General features: G+C 64.8%; 18 protein-coding genes, 1 tRNA gene and 1 other RNA gene. 7 read left to right on the forward strand and 13 right to left on the reverse strand.

Annotated elements, in window-relative coordinates:
* Positions 1-4: 4 nt before the first annotated feature.
* From C8C98_RS11320 to C8C98_RS21790, 6 genes are all read right to left on the reverse strand, one after another.
* The gene (locus C8C98_RS11320; protein ID WP_121454354.1) at positions 5-553 is read right to left on the reverse strand and encodes a hypothetical protein; all 549 of its coding nucleotides are present in this window, start codon (positions 551-553) and stop codon (positions 5-7) included.
* A gap of 6 nt (positions 554-559) precedes the next feature.
* Positions 560-1,390: a nucleotidyltransferase domain-containing protein gene (locus C8C98_RS11325; protein ID WP_233574521.1), complete on the reverse strand. Its 831-nt coding sequence runs from the start codon at positions 1,388-1,390 to the stop codon at positions 560-562.
* A 210-nt stretch (positions 1,391-1,600) separates the two neighbouring features.
* Positions 1,601-2,824, reverse strand: coding sequence for an RtcB family protein (locus C8C98_RS11330; protein ID WP_199726583.1), 1,224 nt, complete (start codon positions 2,822-2,824; stop codon positions 1,601-1,603).
* Between the two features lie 50 nt (positions 2,825-2,874).
* Positions 2,875-3,687: a hypothetical protein gene (locus C8C98_RS11335; RefSeq protein WP_121454356.1), complete on the reverse strand. Its 813-nt coding sequence runs from the start codon at positions 3,685-3,687 to the stop codon at positions 2,875-2,877.
* Between the two features lie 9 nt (positions 3,688-3,696).
* Positions 3,697-4,836 carry a slipin family protein gene (locus C8C98_RS11340; protein WP_121454357.1) on the reverse strand — a complete coding sequence of 380 codons (1,140 nt, stop codon included), beginning with the start codon at positions 4,834-4,836 and terminating at the stop codon, positions 3,697-3,699.
* A 300-nt stretch (positions 4,837-5,136) separates the two neighbouring features.
* Positions 5,137-5,206: transfer RNA gene (locus tag C8C98_RS21790), tRNA-OTHER, on the reverse strand.
* 343 nt (positions 5,207-5,549) lie between these two features.
* Here C8C98_RS21790 and rtcR point away from each other — a divergent pair.
* The 3 genes from rtcR (at position 5,550) to rnpB (ending at position 8,763) form a co-directional block, all read left to right on the forward strand.
* Positions 5,550-7,172: an RNA repair transcriptional activator RtcR gene (rtcR, locus tag C8C98_RS11345; protein ID WP_121454358.1), complete on the forward strand. Its 1,623-nt coding sequence runs from the start codon at positions 5,550-5,552 to the stop codon at positions 7,170-7,172.
* A gap of 322 nt (positions 7,173-7,494) precedes the next feature.
* Complete coding sequence (locus tag C8C98_RS11350) at positions 7,495-8,403, forward strand: hypothetical protein (RefSeq protein ID WP_121454359.1); 909 nt, start codon at positions 7,495-7,497, stop codon at positions 8,401-8,403.
* A 20-nt stretch (positions 8,404-8,423) separates the two neighbouring features.
* An RNA gene (rnpB, locus tag C8C98_RS11355) (RNase P RNA component class A) lies at positions 8,424-8,763 on the forward strand.
* Between the two features lie 107 nt (positions 8,764-8,870).
* Here the strand turns inward: rnpB and C8C98_RS11360 are convergent.
* The 5 genes from C8C98_RS11360 to C8C98_RS21550 all read right to left on the reverse strand — a co-directional run bounded on the left by C8C98_RS11360 (position 8,871) and on the right by C8C98_RS21550 (position 14,406).
* Positions 8,871-10,136, reverse strand: coding sequence for a M48 family metallopeptidase (locus C8C98_RS11360; protein WP_121454360.1), 1,266 nt, complete (start codon positions 10,134-10,136; stop codon positions 8,871-8,873).
* Between the two features lies 1 nt (position 10,137).
* Complete coding sequence (locus tag C8C98_RS11365; RefSeq protein ID WP_121454361.1) at positions 10,138-11,403, reverse strand: YjgN family protein; 1,266 nt, start codon at positions 11,401-11,403, stop codon at positions 10,138-10,140.
* Between the two features lie 191 nt (positions 11,404-11,594).
* Positions 11,595-12,407 carry an rRNA pseudouridine synthase gene (locus tag C8C98_RS11370; RefSeq protein WP_121454362.1) on the reverse strand — a complete coding sequence of 271 codons (813 nt, stop codon included), beginning with the start codon at positions 12,405-12,407 and terminating at the stop codon, positions 11,595-11,597.
* Positions 12,408-12,448: 41 nt separating this feature from the next.
* Positions 12,449-14,128: an MBL fold metallo-hydrolase gene (locus C8C98_RS11375; RefSeq protein WP_121454363.1), complete on the reverse strand. Its 1,680-nt coding sequence runs from the start codon at positions 14,126-14,128 to the stop codon at positions 12,449-12,451.
* Between the two features lie 80 nt (positions 14,129-14,208).
* A complete protein-coding gene (locus C8C98_RS21550) occupies positions 14,209-14,406 on the reverse strand; it encodes a hypothetical protein (protein WP_147436361.1) in 198 nt (65 codons plus the stop codon).
* A gap of 160 nt (positions 14,407-14,566) precedes the next feature.
* Between C8C98_RS21550 and dapF the strand changes: the two genes are divergently transcribed.
* The 4 genes from dapF (at position 14,567) to lepB (ending at position 18,198) form a co-directional block, all read left to right on the forward strand.
* A complete protein-coding gene (gene dapF, locus C8C98_RS11380) occupies positions 14,567-15,457 on the forward strand; it encodes a diaminopimelate epimerase (RefSeq protein WP_121456203.1) in 891 nt (296 codons plus the stop codon).
* Positions 15,454-16,149 (forward strand): DUF484 family protein, encoded by a 696-nt coding sequence (locus C8C98_RS11385; RefSeq protein ID WP_121454364.1) that lies wholly within the window; start codon positions 15,454-15,456, stop codon positions 16,147-16,149. The genes dapF and C8C98_RS11385 overlap by 4 nt, the downstream gene beginning before the upstream one ends.
* Before the next feature lie 162 nt (positions 16,150-16,311).
* Complete coding sequence (locus C8C98_RS11390; RefSeq protein WP_370450379.1) at positions 16,312-17,286, forward strand: tyrosine recombinase XerC; 975 nt, start codon at positions 16,312-16,314, stop codon at positions 17,284-17,286.
* 243 nt (positions 17,287-17,529) lie between these two features.
* Complete coding sequence (lepB, locus tag C8C98_RS11395) at positions 17,530-18,198, forward strand: signal peptidase I (RefSeq protein WP_199726584.1); 669 nt, start codon at positions 17,530-17,532, stop codon at positions 18,196-18,198.
* 45 nt (positions 18,199-18,243) lie between these two features.
* On the opposite strand, the gene C8C98_RS11400 is transcribed toward lepB, so the two are convergent.
* Together C8C98_RS11400 and C8C98_RS11405 are read right to left on the reverse strand one after the other, a co-directional pair.
* On the reverse strand, positions 18,244-18,792 hold the full coding sequence (locus C8C98_RS11400; protein WP_121454365.1) for a DUF2799 domain-containing protein: 549 nt from the start codon (positions 18,790-18,792) through the stop codon (positions 18,244-18,246).
* A 76-nt stretch (positions 18,793-18,868) separates the two neighbouring features.
* Complete coding sequence (locus C8C98_RS11405) at positions 18,869-20,440, reverse strand: methyl-accepting chemotaxis protein (protein WP_121454366.1); 1,572 nt, start codon at positions 20,438-20,440, stop codon at positions 18,869-18,871.
* Positions 20,441-20,523 lie beyond the last annotated feature (83 nt).

A 20,523-nucleotide genomic window follows, 5' to 3' on the forward strand; every position in this document is an offset into this window, starting at 1 on the left:
GACCTCAAATATCTGATTCGGAAGGCAGCTTGGCGTGGCGCAGGATGGCTTGCTCCATATGCGACGCGCGTCCGCTGATCCATGGGTTACGGCTGCCGCATAGGGATCGCAGCTCTTGCAAAAAATCGCTGTCTGCCACCGTGATGGCCAAGCGACAGTCGTATCGGAAACTGCCCGTGGAAGGACGGCGGACGATGGATCGCAGCAGCGCTTCTTGTATGTCCTTGCGCTCCTGATGTCGCAGTTCTGCTTGTTTGATCCTGGTGCAGACCACGTCGCGCAGGTAGCCAGAGCGAAAGAACCGAGGGCTGATCTGCAAGTACAGAATGGCCGCGTTGCGCCATGGACCGCTGCTGTCCACGATGTCGCGTTGAGCCTGCGCACTCCACAGTCCCCACAACGGGCTCTGATAGTTGCGGAACTCCTCGGCAGCGCGCCGGTGTTCTTGACGTGACACCATGCTTGAACGCTGGCGCGCAGCAGCAGCGCGGCACGCCGCGTGCAAGCGATTCATCTCCGCCTCGGTTTCGTGAATGACGCGGGCATCGATCATTGCTCTTCACGCGGAGTCGCGTGCCGCTTTTGCTCCGTCATAGCGCAGCACGGTGTCGTGCAGCAGCGTGTCCAGCGCGGCATTGCCAGGCACGGGCAGCGGCTGCACTGGCTCTGCCGCATTGCGTGCCAGCTCGGCCTCGATGAAGGCATGGATGCCCGGCCAGCGCGGGCTGGTGGCAGCTTCGCCCGCGCGCATCTTCACCTCCAGCAGGGCGTTGATCTCGTCGACGAGCGCCGCATCGTGCACCGGGTGCAGCGTGTGCTGGGCCAGTTCGGCAAAGCGCATGGGCGGCACGCCGGGCTGCGTGCGTATCCAGCGCGCGGCCAGCAGCGGGCGCAGCACGTACAGGTACTTTTTGTAGCGCACCTCGTCAGCCTGCAGATGCTCGCGAAAGTTCTTCTTGGCCATCGACGCGTAGTGGTGCCAGCCCTTGGCGTTGGAGAACACCTGTGCCGCCAGTGCGCGGAACTGCGCCATGGTGTCACCCTCTTCGCGGTAGACGATGGGCGAGCCCAGCCATTCGAGCAGCGTGGGGTTGGACTCGCGCATCAGGCCCAGGGCTTTGCGCAGGTCCCAGCCGTTCACGTCCAAGTCACCGCTGATCGGCAGTTCGATCACGTCGCGGCCCGGTGCCACGGTCAGGTACCAGGGCAGGCGGTTCACGTAGATGAAGCGCACGTCATAGTCGCTGTCAGGCGAGGCAAAGCCCCAGCCCCGGCTGCCGGATTCGCAGGCGAAGAGCACCGTCACATCGTGCCGGGCTTCGATGTCGCGCAGGGCCTGCAGCACCTGCGTGCGCATGTGGGGCTCCACCGGGTGGGCGGAGTGCAGCATTTCTTTTTTTTCTGATGTATGCATAAAAATGGGCTGTAGCGCTTGATGGGTAAGCGCGATAAGCTATCAAAAATGTAGTAATTTACGCAGTCCTTCGCAACTGGCGCGGCCCAGGCGAGAGACGCCAAGCAAGGGCCTAGGCTGGCCGCGCCGCCCCGCAGCGATGGCGTCGTCCCCCTTGGGGGGAAGCCGCGCAGCGGCTCAGGGGGGCTACCCTTTCACACACACCACCTGCTTGAGCGTGTACACCACCTCCACCAGGTCTTGCTGCGCTGCCATCACCGCGTCGATGTCTTTGTACGCCATCGGAATCTCGTCGATCACATCCGCATCCTTTCGGCATTCCACGCCTTCGGTGGCTTTGATCTGGTCTTCGACCGTGAACAGCTTCTTGGCCTTGGTGCGGCTCATGGTGCGGCCCGCGCCGTGGCTGCAGCTGTTGAAGCTCTCGGGGTTGCCTTTTCCGCGCACGATGAAGCTCTTGGCCCCCATGCTCCCCGGGATGATCCCCAGCTTGCCTTGCTCGGCACTCACCGCGCCCTTGCGGGTCACGAACACGTCCTGCCCGAAGTGCGTCTCGCGCTGCACGTAGTTGTGGTGGCAGTTCACCGCTTCAATGTGCGTCTCGAACGGCTTGGTGATGATTTTTCGCAGCGCGGCAATCACGCGGCCCATCATCACCTCGCGGTTGGCTGCGGCAAACTTTTGCGCCCACCCCACGGCCTTCACATAGTCGCCAAAGTACTGCGCGCCTTCTTCAAAGTACGCCAGGTCTTTATCGGGTAGGTTGCGCTGGTTCATCTCGGCGTCCTTCTTGGCCAGCTCGATGAAATGGGTGCCGATGGCGTTCCCTACTCCGCGCGAGCCGGAGTGCAGCATCACCCACACGCTCTGGTGTTCGTCCAGGCAGATTTCGATGAAGTGGTTCCCCGTTCCTAGCGTTCCCAGGTGCTTGTAGTTGTTCGTGTTCTTGATGCGCGGGTGCGCTTCGCAAATCTCGTCGAACTCATCCACCAGCCCCGCCCAGGCGCGGTCGGTCTCAGTGGGCGGCGTATCCCAGCTTCCCTTGTCGCGGCCAAAGCGCTTGGGCGTCATCCCCACCGGCACGGCGCGTTCAATGGCCGTGCGCACGCCAGACAGGTTGTCCGGCAGATCGCTGGCCGTGAGCGTGGTCTTGCACGCCATCATTCCGCACCCCAGGTCCACCCCCACCGCAGCGGGGATGATGGCCTTGAGGGTGGGTACCACCGAGCCGATGGTCGCGCCGATCCCCAGGTGCACGTCGGGCATCACCGCCACGTGCTTGAACACGATGGGCAGGCGTGCAATGTTGCGCAGCTGGTTTTTGGCGTCTTCTTCTACGGGCACGCCTTGGGTCCACATCTTCACGGGCACGCCGTTCGGAATGTCGAGTTGTTCGTAATTCTGGGTCATGTTTTTCTCGCTATTTATTGTTGTGTTCTTCTGCATGGTTTGCGTCGCAGTCATGCCGCCATCGCGTCAAAGACTGCGCTGATCCGCTCTGGGAGCGGGTAGCGCTGATGGTCCACAGCCCCCGCTGGTAACCACGAGCTGGTGGGGCCCGTGTCGACCAGTCGCATGAGCTTCTCCGTCCAGCGCGCCCTGGTGACTGGCTTGCTCAGCCATTCCTCCATGGTGCGTTGGTATTCGACCTCATCCGTGGCAAACGCGTTGCCCATCTGGTTGGAGTACCACACATAGTCCCAATAGCATGCGTCTACAAAGTTCAGGGTCGATGCGTCGCTTTCACAGTCCAGCCAGTGCTGTAGCAAGGGCTCCAGCGGCACGCGGGCACGGGCCCACATCAGCAAGATGGTGAAGGCGTTATCCCCCTGGAACAGGGAATCGCTGGCTGCGGGCCATTGCTCCAAGCCTTGTGCAAAGTACGCCAGCGCAAAGCCCTGCAGCGCAGACTGTTCTGTCGCTGAAAACGAGCCGGGCTCGCAGCGGCCCAACCGGTCCAGATACAGCTCGGTGGAGTGGTGCAGCCGGGCGCCTTCGGCCAGCAGTTCCAGCAGCCGTGGGGCCAGGTATTTGATTTCATCCGCAGGCTGCACCTGGCTCTTGGCAGAGTCGTTGTATTCGTAGAAGTGCCTCTGGGTCAGCTGGCGCAGCGGCAGGTGGCTCATTTGCAGGGCCAGGTCAGCGTCCATGCAGCAGGCAGTGCAGACATCCAAGGTGCCAACCGCTGGTGCACTGTATTTGGCAAAGGCCTGGTAAACCGCCTGTGTGGCGGCTTCCAGCGGGGTTGCGGCAGGTGTCGGTTGCTTCTTCATGGTTCTCTTTCATCTCATTTTCACCAAGCCATTCAGCACCTGGTCCAGGCCGCCAAACACCGAGATCTTGTCGATCCGCTCGGCCACACGCTCCAGCGTCTCCAGCTCCTTCATGCGCAGTGCGACGGGGTTGTCCTCCATCACCTTGGCGGTGTTGAGCAGGGATCGCGTCGCTGCAGTTTCCTCGCGGCGGCGGATCACGTTGGCCTCGGCCTGCTTCTGCGCCTGCACCACCTGGGTCAGGATGGTTTTCATCTCGCCGGGCAGCACGATGTCTTTCACGCCCACGCTCTCCAGCTGCATGCCATAGGGCTGCAGCTTGGCGGCCATGTGTGCGGTCACCACTTCGTCGATCACCGTCTTGTTTTCCAGCAGCTCATCGAGCGTGCGGGTGCCCACGGCGGCGCGCAGCGCAAACTGCAGCTCGCGGTACAGGTAGTCGGCAGGCTTTTGCAACTGGCCATAGGCCTGCAGCACATGCACAAAGCGGTAGGTGGCGCACAAGTTCAGTCGCAGGCTCACCTTGTCGCGGGTCATGATGTCCTGGCCCGATACCTCTACGGCTTGCAGGCGCAAATCCACCAGCTCCACCGCCACGGTGCGGCCGTACTTCCAGAACGCGTAGGTGCCTGCGGCCAGCAGGCGCTCGACCTTGCCGTCCACCGTCAGCAGGCCGCACTGGCCCTCGGGCACCTGCACTTGCAGCACACCGGCCAATCCGGTCACACTGCGCTGGCGCAGCTGGGTTTGCGTCAATCGCGCTACCAGTGCGGCGGGCAGCTCTGCGCCCGCTTGCAGGTCCACCACTTGCACGCTCACATCCACCAAGCCTTTCCAATAAAGGCGACGGGTGCCAGGCGGCAAGATCTCGACCAGCACGCCGTTTTCGCTGCGCAGGCCCACTTCGGTTTCCGACAGGTTCACCTGCACAAACTCGGCCGCCACCACGGCGGGCTCCTGCGCCATCAGGTAGTCGGCCAGGCCGTGGGTGAAGGCGGGTTGTTCGAGGGCGAAGGTCTCCACGCGCATCTGGTCCATGCCCGCAAACAGCCAGTGGGTGCCGCTGCGCAGCACACGGTCAAAGCTGCCGTTGCGCAGCAGCAGGGCGCGTTCGTTTTTCTTCACTGTGGCGCGTTGGATCTTCAGCATTTTTATTTCCTCTCTATCGTTCTTCGTTGTCGTCACTTGTCACATATCGGGTTGCCGTTACAGCAGCAGCGGGGCCCCAGGGGGCGCAGCCACGGGCCATGCAGTGCGCCGTGGTTGCTGCCCCGGTCCCAGGTGGGTAGGGCTGCAGCGCGGCTGGCTGCGGGCGCGGGCTGTGCCGGGTGCTGGCACAAACCGCCACCGGCTGACGGGGCGGGGCCTTGCGGTTGCGGCGCAACCTGGGGGCTTCTCCCCGCGTTCGGCGGGTGGTCTTTCGACCGGTACTTCCAGTAATGGTCTTGCGACCATGGGCAGGAATCGAACCTGCTACAGAGCTCTTGCGAGGTTGCTCTACCAATGAGCTACCAGTGGTGGCACGCCTGGAGTCGAACCAGACACCGCTTGCGCAGTGGTTTCCACAACCGTGCCGTCATCCAGCGCTTGCGGTGTGCGGCATGCAGGGGATCGACAGAGTCCTGAGACTCCGGATTCCCGGCACCGGCGGGGTGAACGTTAGTCCTAACCCCGGCCTGTGAGCGGTCACCGTTTGCGCTGGATGCTCTATCTATTGCCAGATGCATGCCAGGTCGCTGGTGTAGGTGTAAAAACCTTTTAACCTATTGATTTGATTGAATAAAGTTTTTTCTCTGTTGGGGCTGCCCAAATATCTTATGAATAATTACTAGAATGAAAGCTAGTTAATTAGATAAATAGCCATGCGAAAAAACAAGGTGGTGATTGGCTTCTTGGGCACGCAACTCGACTCCGGCCGGGGCGCGGGGCGGTGGGAGAAGTGGCGCCCTTCTGTGTCGCTGGTGCAGCACGAAGACGTGGTGATCGGGCGGCTGGAGCTGCTCTACACCCCCGCGCACAAAGACCTGGCGCAGTGGGTTAAGGCCGACATGGCGCAGGCCTCGCCCGAGACCACGGTGAATCTGGTGCCCCTGCCCATGGCCGACCCGTGGGACTTTGGCGAGGTGTATGCGCAGCTGTTTGACTGGGTGCAGACCTACCGCTTTGACACCGAGCGCGAGGAGTACTGGACGCACATCACCACGGGCACCCATGTAGCGCAGATTTGCCTGTTCTTGCTGGTGGAGTCGCGCCGCATTCCGGGCGTGCTGGTGCAGACCTCGCCCCCAAAGCGCCAGCGCGTCGGTGACCCGGGCAGCTACACGCTGATTGACCTGGACTTGTCGCGCTATGACGTGATTGCGCAGCGCTTTGGTGCCGAGCAGCAGGACGCGGTGCAGTTCCTCAAAAGCGGCATTGCCACGCGCAATGCGCGCTTTAACGCACTGATCGACGAGGTGGAGCGCGTGGCGGTGCGCTCGCGCGCGCCCATCCTGTTCACCGGGCCCACGGGTGCGGGCAAGTCGCATTTGGCGCGGCGCATGTTTGAGCTCAAAAAATCGCGCCACCAGGTAGAGGGCGAGTTTGTAGAGGTGAACTGCGCCACGTTGCGAGGCGATGGCGCTGCGTCAACGCTGTTCGGGCACAAAAAGGGCGCTTTCACTGGTGCCGCTGCCGACCGGCCCGGCCTGCTGCGCGCGGCGCACAAGGGGGTCTTGTTTCTCGACGAAATCGGTGAGCTGGGCCTGGATGAGCAGGCCATGCTGCTCAAGGCGGTGGAGGAAAAGCGCTTTTACCCGATGGGCAGCGACCGCGAGGTGGAGAGCGACTTTCAACTGGTGGCCGGAACCAACCGCGACCTGCGCACCGAGGTGGCTGCGGGGCGCTTTCGCGAAGACCTGTTCGCCCGCATCAACCTGTGGAGCTACGTGCTGCCGGGCCTGGCCCAGCGGCCCGAGGACATTGAGCCCAATGTGGAGCACCTGCTGACCCGCGCGGGTGCGGAGCTGGGCTGCAGCGTGCGCTTGTCGAACGAGGCCCGCGCCGCCTACCTGCGCTACGCCCAGTCGCCCGAGGCGCTGTGGACCGGCAACTTCCGTGATCTGTCGGCCAGCGTGACGCGCCTGGCCACCCTGGCCGACAGCGGCCGCATTGGCCTGCCGCTGGTGGAGGCCGAGATCGCCCGTCTGCGCTGGCTGTGGCAGCCTGTCAGCGATGCGCGCAGCGGGTTGGTGTCTGCCGCAGGGGCGGTGGGTCGCGACGATCTTGCGGGCCTGCTGGGTGAAAGTGCCGTGGAGTCGATGGACCTGTTTGACCAACTTCAACTGGCCGCCGTGCTGCAGGTGTGCCGCCAGGCGCGCACCTTGTCGGATGCCGGGCGCCAGCTGTTCCAGGCCTCGCGCACACAGCGCACGGTGGTCAATGATGCAGACCGTTTGCGCAAGTACCTGGCGCGGTTTGGGCTGGATTGGGAGCGTGTGCAGTAGCTTGTTGGGCATTGAGCGGGGTGGTTGCGTCCTTGGTCTGTGAGCAGGTTCGACAAGCCACAGCTTTGGCTGGTCGGGTGTTTCCAGTTGTTCTGCACACAGTGGCGTGTGATGCCTGTGCAACGCTTTGGGCGAGGCCGGGAAAAACGTGAAATATGTCGCAGCCAGAAGGGGTGCCCCTTCCCATAATCCGATCCCTTGAACGGGGCTGGGTGGCAGCGTCGCGGGCATGGGTGACCTAGGTTGCTCGCTGCTCGCGGGCAGCGCGGCCCGGGCATTTTTCACATGCGGCGCAGATCGCCGTTTCAAGGGAGTTACTACGATGAACCATTCCAATCCATGGGCGCGCGCCTGTGTCCTGGCTTCTCTGGCCTGGCTGACCGCTTGCGGCGGGGGCAGCTCTGGCGCCGATGCCGATCCCACGACCCCAGCCCCTGCTCCGGCGCCTGCGCCAAGCCCTGCGCCTTCTCCCTCGCCAAGTCCTGCTCCTAGCCCCGCACCCGCACCCGCACCCGCACCCGCACCCGCACCCGCACCCGCACCCGCACCGCAGCCTGACACACCGCCCGGTGGCTTGTACGTGGGCTTCTACGCGGAGGATGCCACGGCCAACCCTGAAGACCCCACGCTGGGCGCTTTCCAGATGCGTTTGCCTGAAGGCAATGCCAACTTCGAGGGCAGCATGTTCTTTACCTACGTGGGCTGCCAGAGCAGCAACGTGGGCTCTATCACCGGCAGCAAGGCCGGGGCGGACATTCGCGGAAGCATCGCGGGCACGGTGGATGGCCTGGCCCAAACGGGCAGCTACAGCGGCGCCTACGATGCGATGGCGCAGCGCTACACCGGCACCTATGTGTTGGCCGGTGGCAAGCAGTACCGCGACCTGCGCCCTTGCATCGAGTACTACATCGCCCCCAACGGCACGTTTGAGATGTACCCCGTGGGCGTCTCGCAGCCCAGCAGCTTCAAGATCACGGTCAATGGCCGCAACATCCAGTGGGGCAGCCTGAGCGGTGCACGCCAGACGTTGGTGTACGTGTTGGACCCCTCCATCACCGCTGCAGGCGCTAACCCGGTGCTGTGGCAAGGGTTGGTGGACAGCGTGGTGGACGCCGCCTTGCCGCAGGCCGTGCCGCTGGCATCAGGGCGTGAGTATGTGGCCGCCGTGGCGGTGGGGTCGTCCAGTCTGCAGCGACTGGGGTTTGGCAGTGTGCGGTTTGTGGCGCCCTGATGGGCGATAATCCGCAGCGTGAAGCGCGCCAGACCGCCGCTGGTGCAATCTGGGAAACCAGGCACTGGAGGAACGTCCGGACTGCACAGGACAGCGTAGCAGCTAACGGCTGCCCACCGTGAGGTGAGGATCAGAGCAACAGAGACGAGTCCCAGGGGAGTGCCGCAAGGTAGACCACTGGGGGTGAAACGGGCAATCTCTACGCGCAGCAATACCAAGTAGGCCAACGTTGATGTGGTTCCGCAGAGTTGGCGGGTAGGTAGCACCGAGCCGTGGTGGCGACACCCGGCCCAGATTAATGGCGGTCACACTGCGGGCAACCGTGGTGCACAGAATCCGGCTTATCGGCGCGCTTCACACTTTATTGAAAAGGGCTGGTGCATACAGGTGCACCAGCCCTTTTGTTTTGCGGCGTCTCTGGGTTGTCGCCCAGCCAGCGTGCATGTCAGCGGCCAGGCCCCTCCGCGCTACCGCGGGCAATGCGGCGCGTGCCCTTGCTCCAGCTCGGTGGCGCGTTGCACGGTATCGGGGTGGCTGCTGAGCAAAGACCACACGGGGTGGGCCTCGGCCTTGGCTTTTGTGGGGGCCTTGGGTGCAGGCTGCGGTGCACTGGCGGGCGCGCTGCCCGCTTCGGCGGGTGGGGGTGCGGGGTGCGCGCTCTGGTTGGCCGATGCCGTGGGCTCATCGCGCTTTCGCTGTTTGCCTTCGGCTTCGTCGTCGTGCGCAATTGCCAGCAGCAGCTTGCCCATGGGCGCGGTGGGCAAGGACGCGTGCCCCATCAGGGCGATGGCGTAGCAGTCGGCCTCGCGCTCGTGGTTGCGGCTGTAGGCGCGGCCCGTCAGCACCGTGGCGCCCGTGGACACCACCCCCGATACGTCGCCCAACGCCAGCCCCAGGCCCATGTTCAGCACGCCTTGCTCCACCACCATGCGCATCGAGTGGCGATAGACCACATGGCCGATTTCGTGCGCTAACACGCCCACCAGGGCGTCGTCGCTGATGCCTTTGTCGGCAGCGGCTTTGACGATGGCGTCGGTCATCACCACCTTGCCGCCTGGCAGGGCAAAGGCGTTGGCGCCCATGCCAGAGCGGAACTCCAGCGTCAGCGCAGGCTGGTAGCCTGGGTAGCGCTGCAGCCCAGGCGGTGGCTTTTGCACCAGGGCATCAAAGCGTGCTTTCAGCTGGGCTTGCCGCTCGGCGGGCAGCTTGCTGGGTTTGAGAAAGCCGTCGTCCATGCGCTGCAGCACGTTGTCAGACAGGCGCGTTTCCCAGCTCAGCGGCACAAAACGGGTCAGCTGTGCCGCAGCCCACGGGGTTCCATAGCGATAAAACAGCCCCAGGCCCACGACCGACAGGGCCATGGCACCCAGCAGCAGCGGCCAGCGCGTTTGCATGCGCTGGGCCACGCCGGGCCGCTTGCCTGCGGCCGCCAGGGCGGCGTGCCACTGGGCGACGGCGTCCACCTCCAGGCTGCCGCGCTCGCGCAGGTCTACCACCACGCGGGGTTGGGGGCGGCGTTCGCTCCAGGCTTCGGGCCAGTCGACCTGGTCGTGGGTGAACATGGTGGCGGGCGTCCCCGGCTCAGCCAGCAAATGCAGCGCTAGCGTGGGGCCCTTGGAGCCCGGTTGCACGGCCACCGTCACGGGGCGGGGCTTGCTGCTCAGGCCGTCAAACCAGCGCCCCGCCAGCAAGGTGGGTGGCTGCTGGGAGGGCGCGTGCTGGGGCTCGCTCATGTCAGCCGATCAGGTCCAGGCCAGCGGCATCTGCCAGGGCATCGCCCAGCCCGCCTTCTTGCTGGCGTGTGAGCGCGCCCGCCACCTGGTCCACACCGCCCTTGATGTGCAGGGTGACGGATTCCAGCTTCATGCGGTACTCGCTCACCCGCGCAAAGGGGCGGTAAAAGCCCAGCGTCAGCAAGGTCAGCACCATATTTTTGAGGCGCAGGCGCACAAAGCCGCCCGCGCGCAGGTTGCACTTGAAGCGGGCAATCTGGCTCACGCCGATGTTGTTCCACAGCAGCTGGAACATGCGGGCCTCGCGGTAGGCGCGGGCGGGGGCCGATGCGAGCAGCAGCAGGAAGAAGAACCCCACAATGCCAACGATCACCATGACGATGATCCACATAAAGCCGCCGCTGCCTTTGTTCATGACCAGCATGGCGATGGAGCCGCTGAGCAGGGCTGTGACGATCAGCCACACGGCCAGCGCACAGAGGATGAACACCGCCACCGTGGCCAGCCACACCTTCACAAAGTCCATGTACACCGGCTTCCAGCGGCCATGCTCGGCGCCCAGGCGGGCGCGCAGCACCAGCAGGCTTTTGTAGTTGTATTCGAGCCGGATGAAACACAGCACGGACAAGATCAGGCCCAGCACCAGCAGGCCGCCCATGGCGGGGGTGAATTCCGGGCGAATCTTCGGACCACCTTTGATGGCTGGCTCGTCCAGCATCTGGGCCAGCTCGGGCGACAGCATCTGCATGCCAAAGAACACGCCAAACCACACCAGTGCCAGGGCAAACACGGGCCAACTGGCCAGGTACACCTCTTTCCAGCTGGCAGCAAACTGCAGCCGCAGGCCACGCCAGCGCGTGGCGCCCAGGCGAAAGCGCATGGCGCTGGCCCAGATGTAGGGCGACAGTGCTGCGCCGCCCAGCAGCATGAGGGCCACCGCCAGGTCCTGTCCCGTGTTGGCTGCCAGCTTGTAGGCGATGGAGAGCAGCACCAGCAGCACGAAACCCACCACCATCTTGCGCTGCTGCGCAGTGAATTCGAGCGGGCTGTTGGCCACCATGCTGTGGCCATAGAAATACATGGCGGTGCGCCGGCGCGCCCACGGTGTGTAAAAGCCCAGCGTGACGATGCCCAGCAGCACGTTCACGATCCAGACGCGGAAGTACTCACCGCCGCTGCCCGTGAACTCCATCGGGTAGGCCTCAATGTTCTGAGACATAAAGACAGACGGCTGCTCTTGCGCAGCGTCTTTGGGGTTCTGGTTCATTCGCTCCCTCCTATGATCGGCGCAGTTTAGCAGCGACCAGGGGAGGGCGAATATTCAGGAAAAAAGGTCTCTAGCGCCCATTTAATAAGCGCTGATAGCTATGTATTTGATAGCAATGGGCCTGAGCAATGGCCGCATGCATGGGTTTCACGGGCTCTGGGCCGCCCCAGTTCGGCTGCCTGGGTGTGCGCTCAGAACTTCTCCCAAGGCTGCAGGTAGCGCCATTGCCCCTCGGGCACCTTGGCCAGTGGCACGCGGCCGATACGGATGCGCTTGAGGGACACCACGCGCAGGCCCACGGCTTCGCACATGGCTGGAATTTGCCCGGGGCGGATGCCTTTCAACGCAAAGCGCAGCTTGGTCTCGTTTTGCCAGCTCACCTTGATGGGCGGCAGCGGGCGGCCGTTGAACGACAGGCCATGGCTCAGGCGCTGCAAGCCGTTGGCGGCGATTTCGCCCGCCACTTCGACGATGCATTCCTGCTCCAGCGATTCGATGTCCTCGGCCAGCTTGCGCGCAATGCGCTTGTCTTGCGTGTACACCACCAGCCCGCTGGCTTCGGTGGGCAGGGGGGTAAAGCACTCCAGTTGCTTGAAGTGGCGCTGCAGCACGCGGATGCCGCTGGCGTCCTCGCTCAGGTGCGACGCGGGGCCGAGCAGCGTGGTGGCGGGCGTGGCGCCCTGGCTGCGGCTGCCGGTGCTGCTGCGCGCGGGCGCGCCTGGTACGGGCCCGCTTTGCGCAGCCTGGCCCAGGCCCGCTTCAAAGCCCGCAGGCTTGTGCAGCAGCAGCGTCACCGGGGTCAACTCCAGCAGGCTGGCGTCTTGGGCCACCACCACGGTCTGGTCGGGGCGCACGCGGGCGCCAGGGGCTTCTTCCAGTTGGCCGTCCACACTCACAAAGCCGCCTTCGATGAACTGTTCTGCCGTGCTGCGCGAGCAATTGATTTGCTCGGCCACGCGTTTGGCCAGGCGGATGTGGGTGGGATCAGGGTTGTGTGCGGTCATGAAAGCAAGGCTCGTTGTTCTTGTGAAGGGGCAAAAGTCGGTCAGTGGTTGCCCGGCGGCAGGGTGCGGATGCGTTCGACATGGGCGAGCAGCGAGCGCTGGGCCACGGGCCACATGCGCGGGGGCACATCGCTGTAGGCATGGCGCACCCAATCTTCGGGCGTGCCATCCGGCAGTGCCTGCATGGCAGCCAGCACCTTGGCTTCTCGGGCCAGGCGGTGGGCGCGCAGGTGGGCGATGGCACCCCGCGCATTGTCCAGCACATAGCCGTGGGCGGGCAGGATGAATTCAACGCTGTGCTCTGCGCACAAGGCATCGAGCCGGTCCAACGAGTCGAGGTAGTCGGCCATGTTCCCGTCAGGCGGGTCAATCACCGTGGTGCTGCCGTTGAGGATGTGGTCGCCACTGAACAGCAGGCCGTCTTCCACCAGCAGCAGGCACACATGGTTGGCGGCATGGCCGGGGGTGTGCACCACTTGCAGGGTATGGGTTATTTCGCCTTCTAGCGCTTGTCCAGTCAGCGTGAGCAGCTCATTATTTTGTAGCGCCCTGTCGGGAGTGAACTGGCTGGCCACCCGTGCGGTGGGGGCCGATGGCAGGCCCAGGATGGGTGGCTTGCTGCGGCCTGCGCGTTCGCACAGGGCCTGCAGCGGGGCCGCGCCGGGCGAGTGGTCGGGGTGCGAATGGGTGCACACGATCATGCGGATGTCGCCACTGGCTGCGCGCCAGAGTTTTTCCAGGTGCTCCGGGTCGGCCGGGCCGGGGTCGATGGCGATGAAGCCGGTGCCGGGCTCGCCCACCAGATAGCTGTTGGTGCCGGGCCCCGTCATCACGCCCGAGTTGGGGGCGGTGAGGCGCTGCACGTTGTTGAGCAGCGGCACTGGGCGCTCGGTTTGCCAGTCCAGCGGGTGCACCACCTGGCCGTCGGGGCAGACCAAGGCCAGCTCGCCAAAGGGGGCATCTCCCTCCATGTAGCGCGCCTCTTTGCCGCCCAGCAGGCCCGCGCGGGGGCAGCTGGTCCACAGCGGTTGCTCGTGCGCCAGCGCGGCCAGCACGGCGTGGGTGTTGGCAAAGCGCGCCAGCCGCTGCAGCGTGCGGATGGTGGGGAAGATCATGAAGAACTGCCCCGCCTCGTGCCGCGCCAGCGCATCGGCCGGGCGCACCCACACGGGCTCGAACTGCTCGGCCTCGTCGGCCACGGGCTCTTGCCCTTCGGGCATGCGGGCCACCAGGAAGGGCACGGCAAAGCGCCGTGGCAGGTCGCGGTCACCCGTCCAGTGGGCCAGCTGGAAAACGCTGTCGGCCGCCAGCCGCAGGCCGCGCGCTTTGCACTGCGCGGCAAACGGTGCGTGGCGGTCCAGCGCAGCAATGTCTTGTGCATCGGCCATCTGGCCTTTGCGGGGGCCGTCGGCATGGCGGGCCAGCAGCACGCCCAGCTCTTCAAAGCTCTCGCGGATGGCGGCGATGGCCTGGGTCAGGTTCTCGTCGTTTTGGGTGGGGCGGCGGTCGGCGGCGGTGTGCGATTGCGCATCCAGCGGGTCGATGCCGCCACCCGGAAACACGTAGGCCCCAGGCGCAAAGCTGGCTTTGCCTGAGCGGCGGGTCATCAGGACTTCCAGGTCGCCGCCGGGTGAGGCGTCGCGCAGCAGCAGCACGGTGGCGGCATGCAGGGGGGGCACGGGCTCGCGGTGGGGATGCAGGTATTGGCTGGTGCGGGGCATGGGGCCATTATCGGCACCTCAGCACACCGCGGCTTCTCGTGTTGGCTTGCGCCGCCTTGGGCGCGGCCTGGATGAGAGCTTCAGCGCAGCGCGCGCAATTGTTGCAGGCGCTGCAGCACGGCGTCGATCACCGTGTTGGCGCCTTCCAGGTCGCAGCTCCACAGCATTTCCAGCAGCTCAATCAACGCAATGGCGTTGTTTTCCGCCAAGGCCGCCTGGGCTGCGGCCTGGAGGTTGCGTGCCTCCAGATCATTCAAAACTTCGACCGTTAAACCCATGGGGCACTCCCTTTGTTATGTGGGTTTGATGGTAGGCGCTGGTATTGATGCTGGTCACGGCGTGGGCATGATCGAGATCAAATGCGCGCCAGAAACTGCGGCCCTTGGGCGGCCGCCGAACCAGACTACGGCGCAGGCGGGCAGCGACGATAATCCGCCCATGCAGATTCGCTTTACCAAAATGCAGGGTGCTGGCAACGACTTTGTCGTGCTGGACGAAACCCAGGGCCGCCTGGGGCTCACGGCCACGCAATACCGCTACCTGGCCGACCGCCACTTTGGCGTGGGCGCGGACCAGATCCTCACGGTGCGCCGCCCCACCTCCGAGGCCGCCGCGCAGGGCATCGACTTCGAATACGTGATCCACAACGCCGACGGCGGCGAGGTGGAGCAGTGCGGCAACGGCTCGCGCTGCTTTGCCCGCTATGTGCGCGACAAAGGCCTGACGGACAAGGACACCATCCGCGTGCAAACGCTCAGCGGCGTCATCGCCCCCCGCCTCACGCCCGATGGCCGCGTCACCGTGGACATGGGCCGCCCGGTGCTCGAACCCGCCCGTGTGCCGTTTGACACCACCGGCCTGCAGCCTGTGGCGCAAGGTTTGGGGCAAAAATGGCCGCTAGCGCTTGATATACCAGCGCAGCCAGCTACTGTTTTTGTAGCGGTGGTGTCCATGGGCAACCCGCACGCCGTGCAGTTGGTTGACGATGTGGATACTGCCCCAGTGGCCATCTGGGGTCCTCTGGTCGAGCGGCATGCGCGCTTTCCGCAGCGTGTGAACGCAGGCTTCATGCAGGTGGTCAGCCGCAGCCATGTGCGCCTGCGCGTGTTTGAGCGCGGCACGGGTGAAACCCTGGCCTGCGGCACCGGCGCCTGTGCCGCTGTGGCGGCGGGCATTCGCCTGGGGCTGCTCGACAACGAAGTACAGGTGGACATGCGCGGCGGGCGCCTCACCATCGCCTGGAGCGGCCAGGAGACAGACACCCTTTACATGACGGGCCCGGCCACCACGGTGTTCGAAGGCCAGATCGACATTCCGGACACCCTATGAGCAGCACCCACATTCCTCCGATTCTTGAAGAAGACATTGCCAATTTTCTGACCAACACCCCGGGCTTCTTTGAGCGCCATGCCGAAGTGTTGGCCAGTGTGCAGATCACCAGCCCCCATGGCCAGCGCGCCGTGAGCCTGCAAGAGCGCCAGGCCGAGATGCTGCGCGAGAAGATCAAGGGGCTGGAGCACCGCATCATGGACATGGTGCGCAACAGCAACGACAACACCGCCATTGCCACCAAGGTGCACCAGTGGACCAGCGCCCTGCTGCGCGTGAAAGACCCGTTCGATTTGCCCGAGGCGGTGGTCAGCGGCATCCGTACCCTGTTTGATGTGCCCCAGGCCACGGTGCGCGTCTGGACGGTGGCGGGGCCCTACATCGACGCCGACTTCACCCAGGGCGCCAGCGAAGACGCGCGGGCGTTTGCCTCGTCGCTGACCATGCCGTTTTGCGGCCCCAACCTGGGCTTTGAGCCTGCGGGCTGGCTGGCGCAGGATGCCGGCGGCGAGCCCGCCCAGTCGCTGGCCCTGCTGCCACTGCGCGAAGGCGCCATCGACAGCGCCACGCCCGCGTTTGGCCTGCTGGTGCTGGGCTCGCAAGACCCGCAGCGCTTTGATGCCACGATGGGCACGGAATTCCTCTCGCGCATTGCGGAGCTGGCCAGCGCGGCGCTGGTGCGGTTGAAGTGAGGTTCCCCCCTGAGGCGCTGCGCGCCTTCCCCCCAGGGGGACGACGCCCTCGCTGCGGGGCGGCCCTTGCTCGGCGTCTCTGGCCTGGGCAGCGCCGGTTGCGGCGGCCTGGGGTCTTGGCGTCAACCGCAGCTTTTGTCTTGTCAAACGTCGGTTAAGCCCATGGCCGAGATGCCGTCAGCCGCATTGCCTCCCGATCCCCACGTTCTGCGCTACTTGGAACATGTGCGGGTCGAAAAGCGGCTGGCGGGGCGCACGCTGACGCTGTACACGCTGGACCTGGAGAAGCTGGCGCAGTTTGCGGCGGGGGTGAAGACGCCGCTGTTGCAGCTCACCAGTGCCCACATCCGCCGCTTTGTGGCGCTGATGCACAGCGGTGGGCGCAGTGGGCGGGGCATTGCGCTCATCCTCTCGGGCTGGCGCGGGTTTTACACCTGGGCGGGGCGGCAGGGGCTGGTGGCGCACAACCCGGTGCAGGACGTGCGCGCGCCCAAGGCCCCCAAGCCCTTGCCCAAGGCTTTGGGTGTGGACGACGCGGTGCGCCTGGCCGATTACGAAAACACCGGGGCCGACCCGTGGCTGGAAGCGCGCGATGCCGCCATGGTCGAGCTGCTGTACGGCTGCGGCTTGCGGGTGGGTGAGCTGGTGGGGCTGGACGCCGTGGCGAGCCCGCAAGCCCAGCGCGAAGGCCGTGGCTGGGTCGATCTGCAGGCGGGCGAAGCCCATGTGTTTGGCAAAGGCAGCAAGCGCCGCAGCGTGCCCGTGGGCCGGGCGGCGGTGCGGGCCCTGCAAGCCTGGCTGGCCCTGCGGGCGCAGCCGTTTGGGGTCTCCTCAGTTCGGCTCGATGGGGCCTTGTTCGTGGGGCAGCGAGGCAAGCGGTTGACGGCCCAATCTGTGTGGCTGCGGCTGCGCCAGCGCAGCCAGCTGGCGGGGCTCACCACCCCGGCGCACCCGCACATGCTGCGCCACTCGTTTGCCAGCCATGTGCTGCAGTCCAGCAGCGACTTGCGTGCGGTGCAGGAGCTGCTGGGGCACGCCAACATCACCACCACGCAGGTGTACACGCGGCTGGATTTTCAGCACCTGGCCAAGGTGTATGACGCGGCCCACCCCCGGGCTAAAAAGAAATCCCCCTGAGCGGCTGCGCCGCTTCCCCCAAGGGGGACGCACCCGGTGGCCTGGCGAGCCAGTTCCACGGGTGCGCTGGCGTGACCGCGCGCGCTGCTGATGGCATGCCCACCTGGTCGGCTTGTCGTACCTAGACGGCCGCGCGGCGGCGTGTCGTGTGTCGTTTCCAGGTGGTTCGCCATGGGAACCAAGAGGCAAGCCGAGGCATCCGAGCAGAGGGGCTCCCGCTGTGGGGGCCTTGGAGCTGTTGACATGCTGCGGAACTGGATCAAGTCAAACCGTGGGTTCCTCGTGCTGTTGTTGTGCTTTGGCCTCTTTCGCACAGCCGTGGCCGACTGGAACCCTATCCCCTCGGGCTCCATGCGGCCCACATTGCTCGAGGGCGATGTGGTGTTCGTCAACCGGCTCGCGTATGACGTCAAGCTGCCGCTGACGGACGTGGTGCTGCTGCCGCTGGGTGATCCGCAGCGTGGCGACGTGGTGACCTTTACTTCGCCGCAAGACGGCACGCGCCTCATCAAGCGCATTGCCGCGGTGCCGGGCGACCGGGTAGAGATGCGCAACGAGGTGCTTTACATCAACGGCCAGGCCGCCGAGTACGACGCGCCCGAGGTGGTGCAAGAGGCCGTGGGTGTGGGCGCTACGGTGCAGGCCACGCGCTGGACGGAGCGCTTGGGCGGGCACGAGCGGCGCGTGCAGTGGTTGCACGGCGTGCCCGCGCGCAGCACGTTCGACGCCATTGAGGTGCCTGCAGGCCAATACCTCATGCTGGGCGACAACCGAGACGACAGCGTGGATTCGCGCTACATCGGCCTGGTGCCGCGCCACCTGTTGATCGGGCAAGCACGCCGTGTGCTGGTGTCGGCAGACATCCTGGGGCACTGGGCGCCCCGGCTGCAGCGCATTGGCTTGCCGTTGTAGCTGGCTGCTGGCTGTGGTCAGCGGTCAGCGGTCAGCGGTCAGCGGTCAGCGCGGCGCCATGCGCTCTTGGTCGGCCAATAGGCGGCGCAGGCGCGATTGTTCAAAGTCCAGGTAGCGCAGGCGGTCGCGGGTCTCGCTGCGCTGCTTGTCGTTCAGGCCCTTGTCCTGCAAGCGCTTTTCCATCCGCCGAATCTCGCTGTCGTTGCTGTTGAGTGATTGCCGCGTGCGGTGCACCTGCAGCCCCGCATCCAGTGCCATGGCAAACGCACCTTCGCCTGGGCGTCCACGGCAGGCGTCTTGCTTGCTGGTGTTGCCCTGGGTGCCCTCGCGCCAGCCGCTGTAAGGTGTGCAAAAGCGCGGAATGCCCGCTTCCCAGCCGACGCGGTAGCGCTCGGCATCGGGGCGCACGCCCACTTCGGCGCAGTCCTTGGCGTAGTCGGCCAGTTGGCTGCGCGGGGGCTCGCCGTGGCTGCCGTCCTCCAGCCCCACCTGGTACCAGTCGGCCACTTTGCATTGCTCGGGGGTCATGCTGGTGCAGCCGGCCAGCACGGCGGCGACTGCACTGGCAGCGAGGAGGGGGAGGATTTTTTTCATGGGCAAAATCCTACCGACCACTTTACCTGCCCGCCAGTGAAATTTGGCGCACGGGGCTGTGTGCCCCGCCTTCTGTTCAGCGCGCCCCAATCAGGGTGTGGTTTGCGCTGGGGAGCTTGAAGCTCGAAACCGTCTCCACCAGGCCCCGTGCCTGGGCATTGAGCCCCGCTGCTGCAGCGGCCATTTGTTCGACCAGGGCCGCGTTTTGCTGGGTGGCCTGGTCCATCTGGGTGACGGCCTCATTGACCTGGTCCACGCCCTGGCTCTGCTCGGAGCTGGCTGCGCTGATCTCGCCCACGATGTCGGTGACCCTTTTGATGGCGCCCACCACCTCTTCCATGGTTTGACCGGCGCGGTCCACCAGCGCGGTGCCTGCTTCCACGCGCTCCACGCTGGTGCTGATCAGGCTTTTGATTTCGCGGGCCGCTTCGGCAGACCGACCCGCCAAATTGCGGACCTCGCTCGCCACCACGGCAAAGCCGCGCCCTTGTTCCCCTGCGCGTGCAGCTTCTACCGCAGCGTTCAAGGCGAGGATGTTGGTTTGGAAGGCAATGGAGTCAATGACCCCAATGATGTCGCTGATCTTCTTGCTGCTTTCGTTGATGCCACGCATGGTGGCCACCACCTCTGCCACCACCTCGCCCCCTTGGGCAGCCACTGCCGACGCACTTTGCGCCATCTGGTTGGCTTGGCGCGAGTTGTCTGCGTTCATGCGCACGGTGGAGTTGAGCTCCTCCATCGATGCCGCGGTCTCCTCCAGAGCGCTGGCCTGTCGCTCGGTGCGCGCCGACAGGTCATCGTTGCCCTGCGCAATTTCGCCAGACGCTGCAGAGACGCTGGCTGCGCCATTGTGCACTGCGCTGACCAGCGTCACCAGCGCGATTTGCATGCTCTTGAAGCCGTGCAACAACTGCGCGGTTTCATTGGTACCCCGTGCCTCGATGTGCTGTGTCAGGTCACCCTGGGCGATTGCGTCCGAAAACGCAATGGCGCGGCGCAGGGGCTGGGAGATGGAGCGAATGACCAGGTACCCGAACACCAGGGCGAGTGCAATGCTGATGAACAGCGAGGCGATCAGGCCAAAGGCCATGCCCTGATAAAGAGACTCTGATTGCTCATATTCTGCTTTGGCGATGTCCAGTTGCACCTGCACCAGCTTGCCCAGCACGTCCTGCAAGGGGTCCAGGGCTGGGTACATCTCTTTGGCGGCATAGGCGGTCAGCGCTGCCGTGTCCCCAGCTTTCAAAATTTGCTCCAGGCGGTTCACCGAGGTGTCCGCTGTGGATTGCAGTCTCCTGAACTGCCCCACCAGCTGCACTTCTTGCGCCACCAGTTCGGTCGCCAGGTAGGCGTTCCATTGCTCCTGAATGTCCTTGCGTGCTTGCGCCACAGACTGCAAGCCTTGCGCAGGGGTCATGGCTGCATCTCTCACTTTGTGGGCGGTGTCGACGATGTTGATGGCGTACGCGTCAGAGACCAGCTTGATCTGCTTGAGGGGCACCACGCGGTCTTGGTAGACGGTGTTCAGCCCCTGATTGGCCCGTTGCATGCCCAGCAGCCCTGCGGTGCCGATCACCGCAGTCAAAAGGCACAGCGCCGCGAGCAGCAATGCCAGGCGGGTTGAGATGCGGATGTTGTCGAGATGCATGGCAGTACCTTTTTCCAACGGTCAAAACAGTCAGACCCGCGGTGCAGGTGTGCGGCTTGGAAATTTCTTGCGCCCTTGGCCTG

The sequence above is a fragment of the Acidovorax sp. 106 genome, from assembly GCF_003663825.1.
Classification (GTDB): Bacteria; Pseudomonadota; Gammaproteobacteria; order Burkholderiales; family Burkholderiaceae_C; genus Acidovorax.